Consider the following 16,624-nt stretch of genomic DNA (forward strand, 5'->3'; position numbering starts at 1 on the left):
GTTTTATACGGCGAAGTCGCTAGTTTGCATGAGACGGTCGTTCACTCAGCCATACACGTCACGAAGATCATGATTCATTTTACGGTGGGTTATAATCAGCAGGAAATTGCGGTACAGACCAGCCATCATAGCCATCCTTCGCTGATGAGCCTGCTTTCGGATTATCTTTCTATTCCGGGCTTTGGCTTATGCTCTGGAATGGGCAGTTGTGGCACCTGTGTCGTTTACGTAGATGGTATGCGAGTCCTGTCCTGCGAGCTGGCCATTAACGATGAGCTGGATGATTCCCGAATTATTGTCAAGGACACGTTGGGGTAATACCAACAATCTGACTTCCACACCGGGATAGAATGAATCCGGCCAGCATAATCATGGGTATTCCTATACTTATAGTGTAAATGTTCCTTTTTTCAAGTATTTCAAGTATATAGTAGCTAGAAAAGGCCTTACTTCCAGATAAGGCTTTTAGTGTTAAAAGGCCCCTATACTCACGTCGATTGACTTACTAATGATACGTTTAGGTTTACTAATCTTACTGGTCATTAGCGAACTACCTGGCTTTGCTCAGTTAAACTCTTCTACAAATCTTTCTCCATCAACATCGTCGCAGGTACCGATCTTCAATCAATTTGAACGCTTAACGATAAAGGACGGTCTATCCGATAATTCCGTCAACTGCATCGTGCAGGATCGGGAGGGATTCCTCTGGTTCGGTACCAACAACGGTCTTAACAAATATGATGGGTACACGTTTACTATCCTTCAGCAAGATCCAGCCAGCCCCGATTCGTCACTCCACAGCAATAAACTGTCGACGCTCTACGAAGATCGTTCCGGTAGACTTTGGGCAACCACAACCAGTGGACCAACAACAGAAGGAGGAGGGCTTCATCAGATTGATAAACGTACAGGAAAGGCCATACCGATACCCATCAAAGTTCCGTCTGTCTTATGGAAACGAACGATGGGGATCTTCGAAGATCGGCAGGGTATTTTGTGGATTGGGTCATGGGGTGGTTTGATCCGATATGCTCCCCAGACAGGCCAGTATGCGTTATATCCATCACCGGAGCCCAACACATCGGTTATCTGTGCATTTGAGGATACTCAACATCGGTTTTGGGTCGGCACACTCAAAGGTCTTTATCGCTTCGATCGTCAGTCGGGGCGGTTCACGCTGGTTCGATTTCTGGCGGGCGAACAGCCCTGGGTGAGTACACTGGTTGAGGATAAAGAAGGCAATGTATGGGTCGGCACCAACACCTATGGCCTGATGCAGCTCAAATCCGGGGACAGAGCCGTTGAACTTGTCCGGTATGTTGCCAGCGAGCCTATTCACCCCCGAATCTTTATGAACGCGATCCATCAGAGCAAGCCCGGTCAACTTTGGCTGGGAACAACGGAAGGGTTGCAGTACCTCGATATCCGAACGCATCAGGTCGCTACCTATAAGGCTAATCCGGCCTTACCCTCGACCCTGAGCAACGATCAGGTACAGGCTGTTTTTCAGGACCGGGCCGGTACACTCTGGCTCGGTACGTATCAGGGTATCAATAAGCAAATCCGCCCCTCAGCTAAGTTCACCACCATTCAGCTCGTACCATCCACGGCCGAATTCCCTTCCGTTGTGAACCATGTATCGGCGCTGATACAGGATCGTACCGGAATCATCTGGTTTGGCTCCCGAAATAGTACCCTCCATCGATACAATCCACAAACGGGAGAGAAGGCCTTTATTCCGATCGATCCGGTAACGCCAACCAATCCGACCCTCCCATATCGGCTCCAGGGAGTCTATGAAGACCATTCCGGGCAGCTATGGGTCAGTACAAATGATTACCTATTGAAATTGGATCGACATACCGGCAGATCTGTCCAGTACAAGCCCCGCATTCACGGAATACTTTCGTTTGCCGAAGATCAATCGGGTGCACTATGGTTGGGTGGCGAAGATGGAATGGCTCAGTTTAACCCTAAAATCGGACAGTTCAGGTATTACTTCCATAATCCCAAAGACACTGCGAATGTGCCCATTGTTATGGTCAGTCGAAAGGGCGATGTATGGATGGCAGTCCGCGGAAAAGGAATGGGTCGGCTAAACCCTAAAACCGGCCAGTTCACCCCTTACTATCCCGTACTACCAGCCGCAAAAGGTCAGTTGAATGATCGAGAGGTAACGAGTTTGTTTGAAGATGCCAACGGACTAATCTGGGTAGGCACCAATGAGGGTGGGTTAAATTGGCTCGACCCAGCTACCGGCCAATTCAGGAGCCTGACCACTCAGCAGGGTTTGCCAGCCAACCATATTTCGGCTATTATCAACGACCAGCATGGTTATTTGTGGATAAGTACCTCGCGTGGCCTGTGTCGGTTAAACGAGAAAACCAAAACCGTTCATAGCTATACTACCGAAGATGGGCTACCCCACGACGTATTTTTGAGCAAGGTTTCCTACGGGCGCAACGGTGATCTGCTGTTCGGTAGCCTGAATGGGGTTGTGCAGGTGCATACTAACCAGCTTTATCAGGAAGCCAACTTTCCCATTTACATTACCCATTTTAGTGTCTTTGATCATAAAAAACCTTTGCTCGAAAACCGAGTCCAGCTTAGGCATGACGAAAACTTCGTTTCATTTGAGTTTGTGGCCCTGAATTATCCATCTTCTGGTAAAAATCAATATGCCTATCAGCTCATAGGAGTTGATAAAGACTGGGTTGAAAACGGATATGCCCATTCAGCCAACTATACCAATTTGTCGCCGGGGACCTATACTTTTCAGGTAAGAGCGGCCAATAGTGACGGAATCTGGAGCGGCCATACAGCGTCCATCCAACTCATTATTCAACCACCCTGGTGGGCTACCGGGTGGGCTTATGGGCTGTACACGCTATTGGCTGGTCTGGCCGTCTGGGGGAGTGTCGTCGTGTTTACCAATCGGATAAAACAACGCCAGGAACTGATTCTCAACCGACGGGAGGCCGAACAACTGAAGGAACTGGATGAATTGAAGAGCCGTTTCTTTACCAACATTACACACGAGTTTCGCACCCCGTTGTCGTTGATCCTTTCGCCGGTAGAAAAACTTCTGAAGGAGCGCCGGTTCGACGAGTCCTCCCTTATGCTGGTTCATCGCAATGCCGGGCAACTCCTACGGCTCATCAATCAACTTCTGGATCTGTCGAAACTGGATGGCAACTACATGGTCATTTCCCTGAAACAAGGGACTATCACTGACTTCATGGAGCCTATTGTGGCTATATTCCAGCGGTCGGCTGAGCAGAAAGGAGTTAGTCTGCTGTTTACGGCAGAGGATTTACCCCGCCAGGATTACCTATTCGACGCCGACAAGTGGGAAAAAATCATGACCAATCTATTGGCCAATGCCCTTAAATTCACCCATACAGGTGGCCGCATTACGCTGACGATCAGGCCCGAATGGACTATGAACGAGTTGGCAGGAGTCCAAATTCAACTGACCGATACCGGCATTGGGATTGCTCCAGAGCATTTGCCGCATATTTTTAGCCGATTTTATCAGGTCGATACCACCAGCACACGCACGTATGAAGGAACGGGGATTGGCCTGGCACTGGTCCATGAACTGGTCAACCTATTGGGCGGTACAATTAAGGTAGAGAGCCAGTTAACCATCGGAACTACGTTTCAATTGACGCTGCCCGTCCAATCCGTATCCACTCGCACAGACATTCCGAAAATCAGTTGGGCGGCTCCTTCACTAAACCCAGCGGATACACTGCACATAAGTGAAAGCAAGCCCGTTGTGAAACTGCCTGCTGCGGATCTTTCGGCAGCCCGGCTCCTGATTGTCGAAGATAATGACGAGTTAAGGGAGTTTCTGGTGGGTGAGCTGGAAGGAACGTATCAGGTATTCCAGGCTGGGGATGGGGAAGTCGGCTGGGAAATCACTCAGGCCGAACTACCCGATATTGTACTAACCGATTTGATGATGCCCCGGATGGATGGGTTCACATTAACGCGTCTCATTAAAGAAAATGCCGATACTGATCATATTGCGGTCGTGGTACTGACGGCGAAAACGGCCCAGCCGAGCCGGATCGAAGGTCTCCAGCAGGGAGCCGACGAGTATCTGGCGAAGCCCTTTTCAATCGACGAGTTACATTTGCGGCTCAACAACCTGATTGCCCGTCAGCAAAAACTAGGTGATCATTACCGGCAACAGTTTGCTTTGCCTTCCATAGCAACAACTCCCCCGGCCGACGGAACCAACGACCCGTTTCTATTGCGGATTTATGAACTGCTGGATCGACACATGGATGATTCATCGATCAACGTCGAGTGGCTAGCCGATCAATTGGCCATGAATCGGAAGACACTGTATCGCAAAGTGCAGAGTTTGATCCAGTTGGCCCCTGCCGACCTGATTCGCCAGTATCGGATGCGAAAAGCGGCTGAATTATTGAAGGAAGGACACAATGTGGCCGAAACCGCCGATCTGGTCGGTTTTAATACACCTTCTCATTTTACTCTTGTTTTTAAAGAGATTTACCAGCAAACTCCTTCTGAATTTATTGCCAGTCATACAAAAAACACCTGATGCTGGTTTTCCCCAGCGTTTATCGATTCAATGCCCCAAATCTGACAATATCTGCCCCAGATCTGACAGGATACGAATGGACAAATGAAGACATTTGATCTGGCAAAACGCCCCTTCTATCCACGCCATGTAGTTCAGATCAATCTGACTACGCGGCCACCCAGCAACAAGAGCCAGACACTCCTGAATTTGAAGGCACCTCTGGACTAGTCTGTCAAATTCAGGAGTAGTCAGCCTATCAGTTCCTGACGCGAATTTTCAACTGATCGTTGGTTTCACCTTCTCCGATTTTACTCCCGATCAGTAGCGCTCAGGTTATAGATTTACCTGCGATTTTCCTGCTACTCAAATCTCCTATGACCATTTAATCAAAGGTTTACTCTTTGTATGGATCGGTCATTTAATTTACTCCTGTTTTTAAGCTTTACCCCACCCAAAAACGTAACTGTACGGCACTGGCTATACTGCTTGTGCTCTATTAGTACAGCGAACCAAAGCATTCGCTGTTTTCCGCTCAGGGCCTTTTCCACCACCCCGCCCTGTACGGAGCGGAACTATATACTGTTCATGACAATAACTCGATTGGTTTGAGGTATACTTCACGTTTCCGTCAAACGCACAGTATACCTCAAACACCTTCACAATTTACGAGTTATGTCTACCATGGATTATACATAAAGCAAAGTCCTTTACCTGAACAACTAATGACTACCATGCGTCGATATAGTCTGATACTCATTGGCTTTCTACTACGTGTTTCAACCATTCAGGCACAACCGATCGTTGCCTTAAATACGACGACCCGTTCAGCCGAAGCGAATAAGCCAGAAATCCGCCCCCGCGCCACAAAAGCCAGCGAGAATCCTTTTTTTCTAAAGGCGTATGGATTTTACAGCCTGCTGACTCCCGGAACGGAAATTAATTACAGCGGGTCACAAAGCCAGGTTACATCACCCACTATTTACAAGCCAGTCACTACTCACCTGGGCGCAGGCCCGCGTGCTGGTATTGGCATTGGTCTTATTGTCAGCGATTTCATCAATATTGGGATTGATGCCGATATGCTATTCGGAACAGCGCTTAAGGTTGATTACAATGTCTTCGTAGGCAGCGGTAGTACAGCCAGTTTCTACAATATTTCCACCAATACAACGCTGAGGGTCTTGTCCATTATTCCCAACGTTACGTTTAAAGCCCTCTCACGACCCAACTATTACATCTATAATCGGCTGGGGCTGGTGGGTGGAACTGTGCTGGACTATAAAACGATCAGTAATGCCCTCGAAACTCCCAGCCGAGGAGCAACCACTACCATTGTTGGGAATACCACGTATACAAAAAACTCCCTGTCGATAGGGTATCAGGCGGCTCTGGGAATTCAGTTTCGATTGAGCCAGGCCATCCGGGGGTTTGTCGAAGCGGTAGCGTATAATCAATCGTTCAAACCCAGAGAACTCCAGAGCTCGAGCACCAGTACAACGAATGGAGCTACGACCACACAGAAATCTACAACTGAATTCAAGGACATAGGCGATTACAACAAAATGAACCCGTACGAACAACCAACCTTCAATGTAGCCATCAACAGCGTTGGTGTAGGGGCTGGATTGGTAGTCCGGTTTTAGCTGCGTACCGGCTAGTCACTCGAATGCGATACAATAGTCCCTAACTGACTATACATAGTAGATAAATCGTCAAATCTGCAATCATGAACCGATTCATCATTCTTCTCATTACCTTGCTTGTCCATACGGTATCAGGCCAGGCCCAATCTATTCTTGCATCAACTGCCCTAACCTCGCCGAAAGAAACCGTTGCCCCAAAGGCTGTTCCTGACAAGACAAAGGCCGCAGAGTCGCCCCTGTATGTAAAAATCTATGGCCTGTATGGCTTATTAACGCCAGGGGTACAGATCAGGTACAGCGAGTCACAAAGCCAGACAGGTATCGCATTTCCATTCAAAACAACGAACAAAGGCTTAGGAGCGGGTCCGCGCGCCGGTATCGGCGTTGGCCTGATTGCCAGCGACTTCATTAATGTGGGGATTGATGCCGATATACTGTTTGGCTCAGCAATAAAGATTACGAATAGCTATGATGATGGCACCTATTCGTACACCAACTCATCGACTACAACGCTGAATGTTTTGTCTGTGATCCCTAATATTACGTTTAAGGCCCTTTCCCGTCCGAGCTACTACATTTATAATCGACTCGGCCTGGTGGGAGGAGTAGTGCTGGATTACAAGACCGTCGACAATGCGGTTAGCCTGTCCAAGAACGGGACCAGCAATACATTTCAAGCCACCAGTGCCTATACAGCAAACTCCCTGGCTCTGGGGTATCAGGCTGCTCTGGGAATTCAATTCCGGTTAAACGAGGCCATTCGGGGGTTTGCCGAAGTGGTGGCTTATAATCAATCCTTCAAACCCAAACGACTCGAAGTTACCAACGCCAATGTCATCGGAGGAAAACCCGTTAATAGTGTCGTGATCACAGATTACAAGGATGAGGGAAATATTGTAAATTCCACCACCGCATCCCAACCGAATCAGGCCTTAAGCTTCAATGTAGCCATGAACAGTATTGGCGTTGGAGCAGGTCTCGTCTTTCGGTTTTAATCATCTGATTCCGAAGGGTCAACAGGTAGAAGGCTGATTCAAATGCAGACGTAATGACAACTTCTAAAAAAGCCCTCCTGGAAACCAGAAGGGCTTTAACAATCCAACCTATAAGGCATCTCTTACTTAAACTTTCACTATATAGTACCCGTGTTGACTACCAGTGGACTAGTTATACCCCGGATTTTGCACGAATTCGGTCTTGTTCTGGAGCACATCGATCTCAACACGAGGAATGGGCCGGATGAGGTGATATGGCTTTACGTTCGGCGCAGCATCCAGATTATACTTTGTCAACCGTTCGACCAGCTTGCCCGTACGCTTCAGATCGAACCAACGCAGTTGCTCACCCACAAACTCACGAGCCCGCTCATCCAGCATAAAATCGAGCGTCATATCAGAAGCTTTTACGAGCATGTCATTGCTTTTTCCAGGCAGAGCTGCCCGCTTTCTGACTACATTGACATAATCGACTGCGGCACCCGTATTACCTAGTTTCATGCTGGCTTCTGCCGCAATCAGGTACATTTCGGACAGACGTAAGACGAACGCATCCCGTTTGCTATTCACGACATCTTTTGCCGAACGGCTTGGATCGGCAAATTTCCAGAGTCCTGCGTAACGCCAGCGTGGAATGGTTGGCACGCCGTTGGCCTGATATACATCATTCACATCGTAAATCGCATACGACTTCGATTTGCGATACGTATCCGACACGGCCCGTTTTGAGACTACGGCAATGGTATCGCCTAGTTTCATCCCTGATTGAAGAGTCGTTGCATCGTTGGCAAACCATACTGTACGGAACGTACCGGCCCAGCGAGCGTCTTTGGTTTCGTCGTAGAGGTCGAGTAAATACTTCGAGGGCATGTACTGAAGTAGCGAGCGCCCCGTTTCGAGGTCATATTGCCAGCCTTTCAGACCGTTGAAATAGGGAATAAACATCAGGTGTCCGTGATGACCGCCCTCCCAGAGCCAATAATAACCCAGATCGTCGTACCGGCCGTAGTCGTTGAGGGTATTATTTTCGGAGTAATTGACAAACCAAATCACTTCTTTGTTGGTGCTACCACTGCTGTTGGCAATGTCCCAAAGTGACTTATAATTCTCGGTCAGTTTGAAGTCATAACTCTTAATGACGCGGTCGGCCATGGCCAGTGCTTCCGTGTTTTTGTCCCGAGTCAGGTACAGACGTGCCAGAAAAGCGGCTACAGCGGGTTCCGTTACGCGTCCTCCCTGCGGAGCCACAACGCCTTTCAAACCCGTCAATGCTGTTTCCAGATCGCTGAAGATGAGTTTATAAATATCCTCAATGGGTGCTCTCAGTGCGGTTGTTTCCGGGCCGGTCGTTTCCTGCGTACGCAACGGAATAGCCCCAAACGTTTCGACCAGGTGGTAATAATAGAATGCTCTTAGGAACCGAACTTCCCCTTCCCGAACGGACTTCAGATTGGCAGGAAGCGGAGAATCTTTAATCCGGGCTATGGCGGTATTGCAGGCATTGATTCCCCGATAAAAACTTTTCCAGGCAAAAATCAACCCACCTTCCGTAGCCTGTAGATTCGAGTTGTAATCGTAATACGGGTAGGTTCCGTTGGCCGTATTGGCAAAGAGCATTTCGTCGGTGCCAGCTTCTGTCAGCAGGTAACCAACGGTTTTGCCGTACCAGATACGCGTGGGGGCATAGCAGGAATTTACCAGGCTCTCAATGCCTTCGGTAGTTTTGTAAAAGACATCCGCAGTTACGGTGTTTTTGTTGGTTTCGGTCAGGAAATCGGAGCAGGCATTCAGGCCCAACATCCCGGCGCAAACCGTGGCAAGACGTATATAGTTAAAGAGCTTTTTCATAATAAGATTCAGGAAAGACGAGTAGCGCGGGTGGAAACCCGCAATTAGTTGATAACAGCCGCGGATAGAAACCCGCGCTTCAGTTTAGAAACTGACATTCAGGCCAACAATAAGCTGTTTGGTCAGCGGAAAATCGACGGAACCACCGCGTTCGGGATCGTAGTCCTTCAGCTTGCTGAACGTGAAAAAGTTCTTCGCCGTCGAATAGAGCGTTACATTGCTTAGTGGCGTCTTTTTCAGCAGGTTTTTGGGCAGGTTATAACTCAGCCGGATATCCTTGATTTTCCAGAACGAGCCGTCGATATACCCAAGCGTGGAGATGTACTGATCGGTATGGCTCAGCCACGGACGTGGGTACGCATTGGTTGGATTCTCAGGGGTCCAATAATCAGCGACCGCAGTGGTACCACCCGGATAAAAATAGCCGAGATACTGACTATTAATCATCTGACCAACCCGCGCATAAATCAACACCGAGAGGTTAAAATTACCGTAGGTAAAGTTGTTGGTAATACCGCCCGACCATTTCGGCGATGCCTGTCCCAGCACTTTCCGATCGTCGCTGGCGGTTATCTTTCCATCGCTGTTCTGATCCCGTACTTTAATCTCACCGGGCACTTTGTTGTATTTGGCGGCTACATCTTTCTCATCCGTTTGCCAGATGCCAATTTTCTCATAGTCGTAAAACACCCGAAGGGGTTTGCCTACAAACCAGGCTTTCGAAACGTCGTCACCACCAACGCTCAGGGCCACAATCTCTTCTTTATAGGTTGCCAGATTCAAGTCGGTCGACCAGGAAAACTTCGGCGAGGTATAATTGCGGGTAGAAATCAGCAGATCGATCCCTCTGGTTTTGGTTTTCCCCACGTTGGCTACCGTCGTGCTGTAGCCTGTCAGTGAGGGCAGAATCCGGTCCATCAGCAGGTCGCTGGTGTTCGTATTGTAAACATCGATAGAGCCGGTCAGGCGATTCTTGAAAAAGCCAAAGTCAAGGCCAACGTTCACCGTTGCTGTTTTTTCCCAGCCTAAATCCTTATTGGCCAGTAGCTTGGGCCAGTAGCCAAAGGCAGGGGTTTCATCGAACGAATAGGCAATTTTACTAAGCCCACCCTGCGTCTGATACGCAGCAATCGCGCTGTTTCCCGAAATACCGTAGCTGCCTCGTAGCTTCATTTCGGAGAACAGGTTTCCGGCACTCGCCATGAACGACTCGTCCAGCAAACGCCAGCCAACAGCTACCGACGGGAAGTACGCCCACTTATGTCCTTCGGCCAGTACCGATGCGCCATCGGCACGTAACGAAGCGGTTACCAGATACTTATCTTTAAACTTGTAGTTCAGGCGGCCGAACACTGATGCCAGTGAGCTTTCGACCAGACTGCTGGTTGTAATGATGTCTTTGGTGTTGGTATTCAGGTTGTAAAACAGCGACGACGAAAAGGGCTGATCTTTCCCTTCTCCCGAAAAATTGATAGTTCGGTAGCTGATCATACTCGTCCCGACCATGGCATTCAACGAATGGTTGTTGAACGTTTTGGTATAATTCAGCACATTCTCCCAGGTCCAGTTCCGGTTTCGGACGTCGTTGAGAGCTGCCCGTGAATAGCCGCTGTTTACACCCGCCAGGGTGGTGTTTTTCCCTTCAAAAATACCCTGTTGACTACTGGAAATATCGATGCCAAAGCTAGACCGTAACGACAGGTCTTTCAGGATTGACCATTCGCCAAAACCAAGCATAAAAATCCGGCTGCTGGTGGTCAGGTTCGAATAATTGTCAGGGCTTTCATCAAGGAGGGGATTATACACCAGCGTTCCCGGAAATGGGTAGGTTTTGATCGAGCCATCTTCATTGTAAGGAATACCCAACGGCGAGTTTTTCTGGAGGTTCCAGAAGCTGGTGTTACGCCGTTGCTGGGTAGACGAGTTGAAATTCAACACTACCCCTACTTTCAGATTATTCAGAATCTGGTGGTCGAGATTCAGGTGCTGAACAAACCGCCGTAGCTGATCATATTTCAGCAAGCCCTTTTCGTTAAAATATTCCGACGACAGGCGAAACTTCGTTTTTTCGTTGCCGCCCGAAATGGCGATATGGTTGTTTTGAACGCTTCCATTATGAGTCATTAATTTGGCCCAGTCGGTATCAATGCCTTTCCGAATGTTGTCCATCTGGACATTGAAAATTTTCTCATCGTCGGCCGGGCTACTCCATTGTCCAGCCGCCCGGTAGGCTTCCCGCGTCATGGTCACGTATTGCGCCGTATTGGTAACGTGCTGATAAGCAACCGGATCATTGATCCCATAGTAGTTATTAAATTCTACTTTTGTTTTGCCTACCTTACCGGTTTTGGTAGTAATCAGCACAACGCCATTGGCACCTCTTGACCCATAAATAGCGGTCGACGACGCATCTTTAAGCACTTCTATCGAAGCAATGTCGTTGGGGTTCACGTCGATGTAGGAACCATATTGAATACCGTCGACCAGAATCAGCGGCTGGTTGGAGGCATTCAATGACCGGTTTCCACGAATGGTAAAATTGAGGGGAGCGCCCGTTTCGCCACTACTGCGGGTTAAGTCCATACCGGCGACTTTACCTTGCAGCGTTTCCAGCGCATTAACTACCGGCGTCGACGTAATTTGTGTTTCTTTGATCGACACCACCGACCCGGTCAGGTCCCGTTTCTGCACCTGTCCATACCCCACCACAACCACTTCATCCAGCGAATTCTGATCTGGTTGCATACTAATGTTGAGTACCGACTGATTGCCTACCTCCACATCCTGACTTTTGTACCCAACAAAGGAGAGTGTAAGCGTAGCGCCTTCGTTGGGAATGTTCAGCCTGAACTGGCCTTTGGCATCGCTGGTGGTTCCCCGCGTAGTGCCTTTGATAACGATGCTGACACCAGGAAGCTTTTCCCCTTTCTCGTCGGTAATGGTGCCGTTAACCGCTCGGTCGACGGTTTCGGGCTCAACTAATCCTACGTCGGCTCTGGTTTCGGTCTCCGATATAATGCTGTCCAGCACAATATGTCCATTGATGATCTGATAGCTCAGATTAAGGGGTTTCAGCAGTTGGTCCAGTGCATCCGATAGCCGAACGTTACTGAGATGAATGGTAACCGGCCGGTCAGCACCGATATTCCGGGAACTATACACAAACTTGGTTGCGGTTTGTTTCTCGATCTGTACCAACACTGCCCGAAGCCGTTGGCCTTCGGTGTGCAGCGACACCGACTTGCTTAGTAACTCCTGAGCCTTTCCATCGAAGCCGTAGGATAAACCAACAAACGTGACCAGTATAAAGAGCTGTATAACAGATAGTTTCATAAGCAGCAAAAAAAACGATGTACGTCGGCTGCATGACCAGCTCATTGGAGCTGAATCAAAATTTTTCATACCTTTAAGGGTTTGTTAAATGGACGATTTGACAAATAGGCCCTCGGTCATCGGGCAGTGCAATGCCGCAGATGAATAGCTTACCAGGCTAGCATGAGGGAAGAATCGGGAGCAGGTTATGGTGCAAACATGACCTGCTCTTTTTGTTTGAGAAGCAGCGTATCGAATTTACATAGGCCCAGGAGTTAGAGGTTTATTTTACAGAGTAGCACAGCCTTTTCCGCTAATGACAATGGTAGTCCCCTGTACGGTATAGCTTGACTTGGTGGCCGCACAGATCATATCCAGTTGGGCATACAGTGAGAGGTTCGACAGGTCGGCCGTGAGCGGACATTCATTCTGAGCCTCATTTTCGAGCCGGATGGTGATGCCATACGCCTGTTCCAGCCGGTCGACCACCCGACGCATCGGAACATCATCAAACACAAACGATTGGGATTTCGCTTCTGATTTTTCAGCGACTATCACTTGCGGGCGTTCAACCAGGCTGGTTACAAACTGCTGGTTATCGGACGAATAGGTCGCTTTCTGATTCGGGGTCAGGATAATGGTGTTGCTGGATTCGACGGATTCGAATACTTTCGGCTGCTTATAAACCGCCACCCGACCGGTGACCACTTCAACCACTACCTGTTTAGCCGCTGACTGCGTTTTCACCAGAAAGCTGGTGCCTAACACTTTGGTTACTACTGTACCCGTATACACATAGAAAGGACGCGATGGCATTTTCTGAACCGTAAAAAAGCCCTCGCCCGTTAGCTGTACTTCCCGTTTGTCGGCCGCGAATTGAGCCGGGTAGCCAATCGAGCTACGGGGAGCTAGCCGAACCTCACTCCCATCCGACAGTTTGACAGCTTCGGGTGTATCGGATGAGTTCATGTGCTGCACCCACCCCGGCTGGCTAATACCCTGAGCTACCTCATTACCCGACCGGCTATCTTTCTGCTGACCATAGAACCACCAACCGGCCAGAAGCACCAGCACGACCGAAGCCGCTACCGCCATCCAGCGATACTCCCATGGCTGACGAGTGGCCGTAGCCGGCATCGGAATCACTTTCGGCGACTGCGTCCGACTCTGGATTTGCTGCCACAGCAAGGGTTCAAGCGACTGTAAATCGGTCTCCCTTACTGGTTCGCGATCGTTATTCTGAACCGTGCCGTACCAATGTTCGACAAATGTCCGTTCTTCGTCGGTGCATTTCCCTTCCAGATACTGTTGTAAAAGAAACCCAAATTCCTTGCGACTCATACGGCTGGAGTTTATCGTCAATTACACGACAGATTTCCTCCCCTCCGACCGCAAATGATTTTATAATTTAGTCGAACATTTATATTCTACACCCATATTCACTATCATATTCTTTGTATAATCCAAAGCATGTTATTTTAAAATCCACTTTACGATAACAGTTTTGCTATAATCATTGCTATAAATCTAACCCCAAACGGCGGACCGTTGGCATTCCAGTCGTGCTTACCACCCCTTCCAATCATTAACTCATTTAAGGCAAACAGGCCCCTAAAACAACCGAGTATTAATTCTGATTACCAACAACCGGTTAGACTCATCTACTTTGCAGCGTTGATCCATAAAAACAGCTTAAAGCAGCAGATACTCGACCTGAATAAGGCCATTGGAAGGACATATACATCATCAGCAAAAGTACTATGGCTATACTGACAATCCCCCAGGCAAAACGGAATACCCTGGATTTACTCGTTAATGAGCTACAAACCATTGATAATCTGGTGGCTATTGTCTTGGGTGGTTCCCATTGTATGGGTTTGGCCAATGAGAGTTCAGACCTGGATGTTGGTCTGTATTACTACCCAGCGGCTCCATTTGCCATTGATGAGGTAAAGTCTATTGCCAACAAATACCATGTTGAAGACACCCTGACGGTTACCGACTTTTATCAATGGGGAGCCTGGGTAAATGGGGGAGCCTGGATTAACACAGCATCGGGAGAAGTTGATTTTATCTATCGCAACATCGAACAGCTAAAAGCGACCATCGATAAAGCCAGGAATGGTATATGGGAAACTGATTTTGATCAACAGCCTCCCTATGGTTTTTCCTCGGTTATCTATTTAGCCGAAACGAAGTATTGTTACCCGCTCTATGACCCGTATGGGATTATCAAGGAGTTGAAACAACAAGTCGAGCAATACCCCCCTAAACTTAAACAAACGATTGTTCAGCAAGGATTATGGGCCGCTGCATTTGCCCTTTGGCAAGCGGAGAAATTCGCGGCCAAACAGGATCTGTATACTTGTATGGGCTGTTTTACCCGCATTGTAAAAAATATTGTAGATGTCCTCTTTGCGCTCAATGAAGAGTATGCCATGGGTGACAAACGTTCGCTTGACCTCATCGTTAAGATGCCCAGGTGCCCCAATAAGCTAATCGACCAAATAGAAGAAATCTTAAGTTCAAACCGCAACACATTATCCCTGAATGCCAGTCGCCTAAGGGAATTATTCGATCAGGTAGTAAGGTTGGCGGACGGTATGTATCAGCCCTATTTTAATCTCTGACTAAACCAGGCAACTAAATTTTCCAATTACGCTTAGGAGCTGAAGTTATCGGATTACCGTCTGAATGGAGTTGTGCAACAGCCACGCACCATCTAAGAAACAGACATAAACAAGTTCCTGCGTCTCACTCAGGAGGGAAGACAGTGATTTATCATTATCTGTCTAGTATTCCGTCAATGCGTCTTATTGAGCCGCATACGTTAAGGAACGTACAAGATTCTGGGCAACAGAAATTTTGTACGTTCCTTAGCTTCGTTTCACACTACAACTTACCTATTAGTTGCAAAATTAATTGCACTTTCATCCCAACTTGCAGCACCAGCCAGTGCATCAATAACATCTTCAGGGCGGTCCACAAATGACCACATATCCAAGTGTTTCTCATGCATGAAGTTTTCCCGAACGCAGCGTTCTAGCATCTCCCTCAACGGGTCATAAAATCCTTTGGTGTTTAAAATAACAATTGGTTTGGTAAACTGTCCTAACCGCTTCAAAGTGATTGCTTCCAGAAGTTCTTCCAGGGTGCCGCTTCCACCTGGCAACGTCACTAGCCCATTAATACCCTCCAGAAATTTGGCTTTCCGTTCGTGCATGGTCTGAGTAAACTCAAAGTCAGTAACGTTTTTATGAGCCCACTCCACTTCATTCATAAAGTGAGGCATAATGCCTTTAATCTTCCCCCCGTTTAACAGAATGGTGTCGGCGAGTTTACCCATCAATCCAATAGCTCCTCCTCCGTAAACGACTTCGATGTTGGCCTTAACAAACTCTATAGCCAGCGCTTCTGTCGCATCAAAATAGGCATCATCAACTTTAGCGCTAGAAGCGCAGTACACGCATACTTTCATAGTTTTTGAATACGGCAAGCTTTTGTATAATTTCTATTTTTAAATAGACACAAAACTATAGCTTAAAGAACCAATGAGCTAATAGTTTTTCGTGAAGTACATTCCCTTTTAGCAGTAATATAGGGCAATGGCCAGCATAAAGTAATCCTGCAATAAAGGTCGGAGCTGTTTGAGTGCTACGCTAATATGGTATTCAACCGTTCGTTCGGGAATATCCAATTGCGCCGAGATTTCTTTCGCTGTCTTGTACTCCAGTCTGTTCAATCGGAAAATTTGCCGGGTCTTTTCAGGCAGGTCGTTCAGTTGTTGTTCCACCGAAGCCATCAGGTCGTTCAGGGCAATTTGTTCTTCGGTATAGTGTTCGGCCGATGAGAAACTTTGGGCATGCTCAACGTACTTCTCGCGGGTCAATCTCGCTTTAAACAGATTGATCACAGCATATTTGAGGGAGGTATGCAGATAAGCGCCCAGGTTTTCGATCAGTAGCGTTTCACGTTGTTCCCACAGCTTTACGAACAGGTCCTGCACCATGTCTTCGGGACTATCGGTAGACGGCAATTTGTTGCGGGCAATGGTGTAAAGCTTTTTCCAGTGACGAAAATAGATCTCCTGAAAAGCAGCTTCGTCGCCCTTTTTCAGGTAGATCAATAAAGTCGTATCTGGAAGCGATCGATAGTCCATGATTGCCTAAGTCTGCTGGAACCTGCTTGCTAAAGTACACAAATTTATACGGATAATGATTGAACAAACGATTTACGAAGAGGGCAATAGGGCTGCTTTTACGGATACT

At 48.0% G+C, this 16,624-nt stretch carries 10 protein-coding genes; 5 read left to right on the top strand and 5 right to left on the bottom strand.

Going from position 1 to position 16,624, the window contains the following annotated elements; genetic code table 11:
• Positions 1 to 69: 69 nt before the first annotated feature.
• The 4 genes from ACYVFD_RS20130 to ACYVFD_RS20145 all read left to right on the top strand — a co-directional run bounded on the left by ACYVFD_RS20130 (position 70) and on the right by ACYVFD_RS20145 (position 7,196).
• Positions 70 to 318, top strand: coding sequence for a (2Fe-2S)-binding protein (locus tag ACYVFD_RS20130; protein WP_461092267.1), 249 nt, complete (start codon positions 70 to 72; stop codon positions 316 to 318).
• 190 nt (positions 319 to 508) lie between these two features.
• A complete protein-coding gene (locus tag ACYVFD_RS20135) occupies positions 509 to 4,576 on the top strand; it encodes a hybrid sensor histidine kinase/response regulator transcription factor (protein ID WP_461092269.1) in 4,068 nt (1,355 codons plus the stop codon).
• A gap of 713 nt (positions 4,577 to 5,289) precedes the next feature.
• Positions 5,290 to 6,201 carry a hypothetical protein gene (locus tag ACYVFD_RS20140; RefSeq protein WP_461092271.1) on the top strand — a complete coding sequence of 304 codons (912 nt, stop codon included), beginning with the start codon at positions 5,290 to 5,292 and terminating at the stop codon, positions 6,199 to 6,201.
• A gap of 83 nt (positions 6,202 to 6,284) precedes the next feature.
• Positions 6,285 to 7,196, top strand: coding sequence for a hypothetical protein (locus tag ACYVFD_RS20145; RefSeq protein WP_461092273.1), 912 nt, complete (start codon positions 6,285 to 6,287; stop codon positions 7,194 to 7,196).
• A 168-nt stretch (positions 7,197 to 7,364) separates the two neighbouring features.
• Here ACYVFD_RS20145 and ACYVFD_RS20150 read toward each other — a convergent pair whose 3' ends face one another.
• The 3 genes from ACYVFD_RS20150 to ACYVFD_RS20160 form a co-directional block, all read right to left on the bottom strand.
• Positions 7,365 to 9,044 carry a RagB/SusD family nutrient uptake outer membrane protein gene (locus ACYVFD_RS20150; protein WP_461092275.1) on the bottom strand — a complete coding sequence of 560 codons (1,680 nt, stop codon included), beginning with the start codon at positions 9,042 to 9,044 and terminating at the stop codon, positions 7,365 to 7,367.
• A gap of 84 nt (positions 9,045 to 9,128) precedes the next feature.
• Positions 9,129 to 12,377: a TonB-dependent receptor gene (locus ACYVFD_RS20155; protein ID WP_461092277.1), complete on the bottom strand. Its 3,249-nt coding sequence runs from the start codon at positions 12,375 to 12,377 to the stop codon at positions 9,129 to 9,131.
• A gap of 267 nt (positions 12,378 to 12,644) precedes the next feature.
• Complete coding sequence (locus ACYVFD_RS20160; protein WP_461092278.1) at positions 12,645 to 13,697, bottom strand: FecR family protein; 1,053 nt, start codon at positions 13,695 to 13,697, stop codon at positions 12,645 to 12,647.
• 419 nt (positions 13,698 to 14,116) lie between these two features.
• On the opposite strand from ACYVFD_RS20160, the gene ACYVFD_RS20165 reads away from it, so the two are divergent.
• Positions 14,117 to 14,986, top strand: coding sequence for a DUF4037 domain-containing protein (locus ACYVFD_RS20165; protein ID WP_461092280.1), 870 nt, complete (start codon positions 14,117 to 14,119; stop codon positions 14,984 to 14,986).
• A gap of 269 nt (positions 14,987 to 15,255) precedes the next feature.
• Here the strand turns inward: ACYVFD_RS20165 and ACYVFD_RS20170 are convergent, their stop codons facing one another.
• Positions 15,256 to 15,834 carry an LOG family protein gene (locus ACYVFD_RS20170; protein ID WP_461092282.1) on the bottom strand — a complete coding sequence of 193 codons (579 nt, stop codon included), beginning with the start codon at positions 15,832 to 15,834 and terminating at the stop codon, positions 15,256 to 15,258.
• A 108-nt stretch (positions 15,835 to 15,942) separates the two neighbouring features.
• Positions 15,943 to 16,515, bottom strand: coding sequence for an RNA polymerase sigma factor (locus ACYVFD_RS20175; RefSeq protein ID WP_461092284.1), 573 nt, complete (start codon positions 16,513 to 16,515; stop codon positions 15,943 to 15,945).
• Positions 16,516 to 16,624 lie beyond the last annotated feature (109 nt).

This window comes from Spirosoma gilvum, from assembly GCF_054776815.1.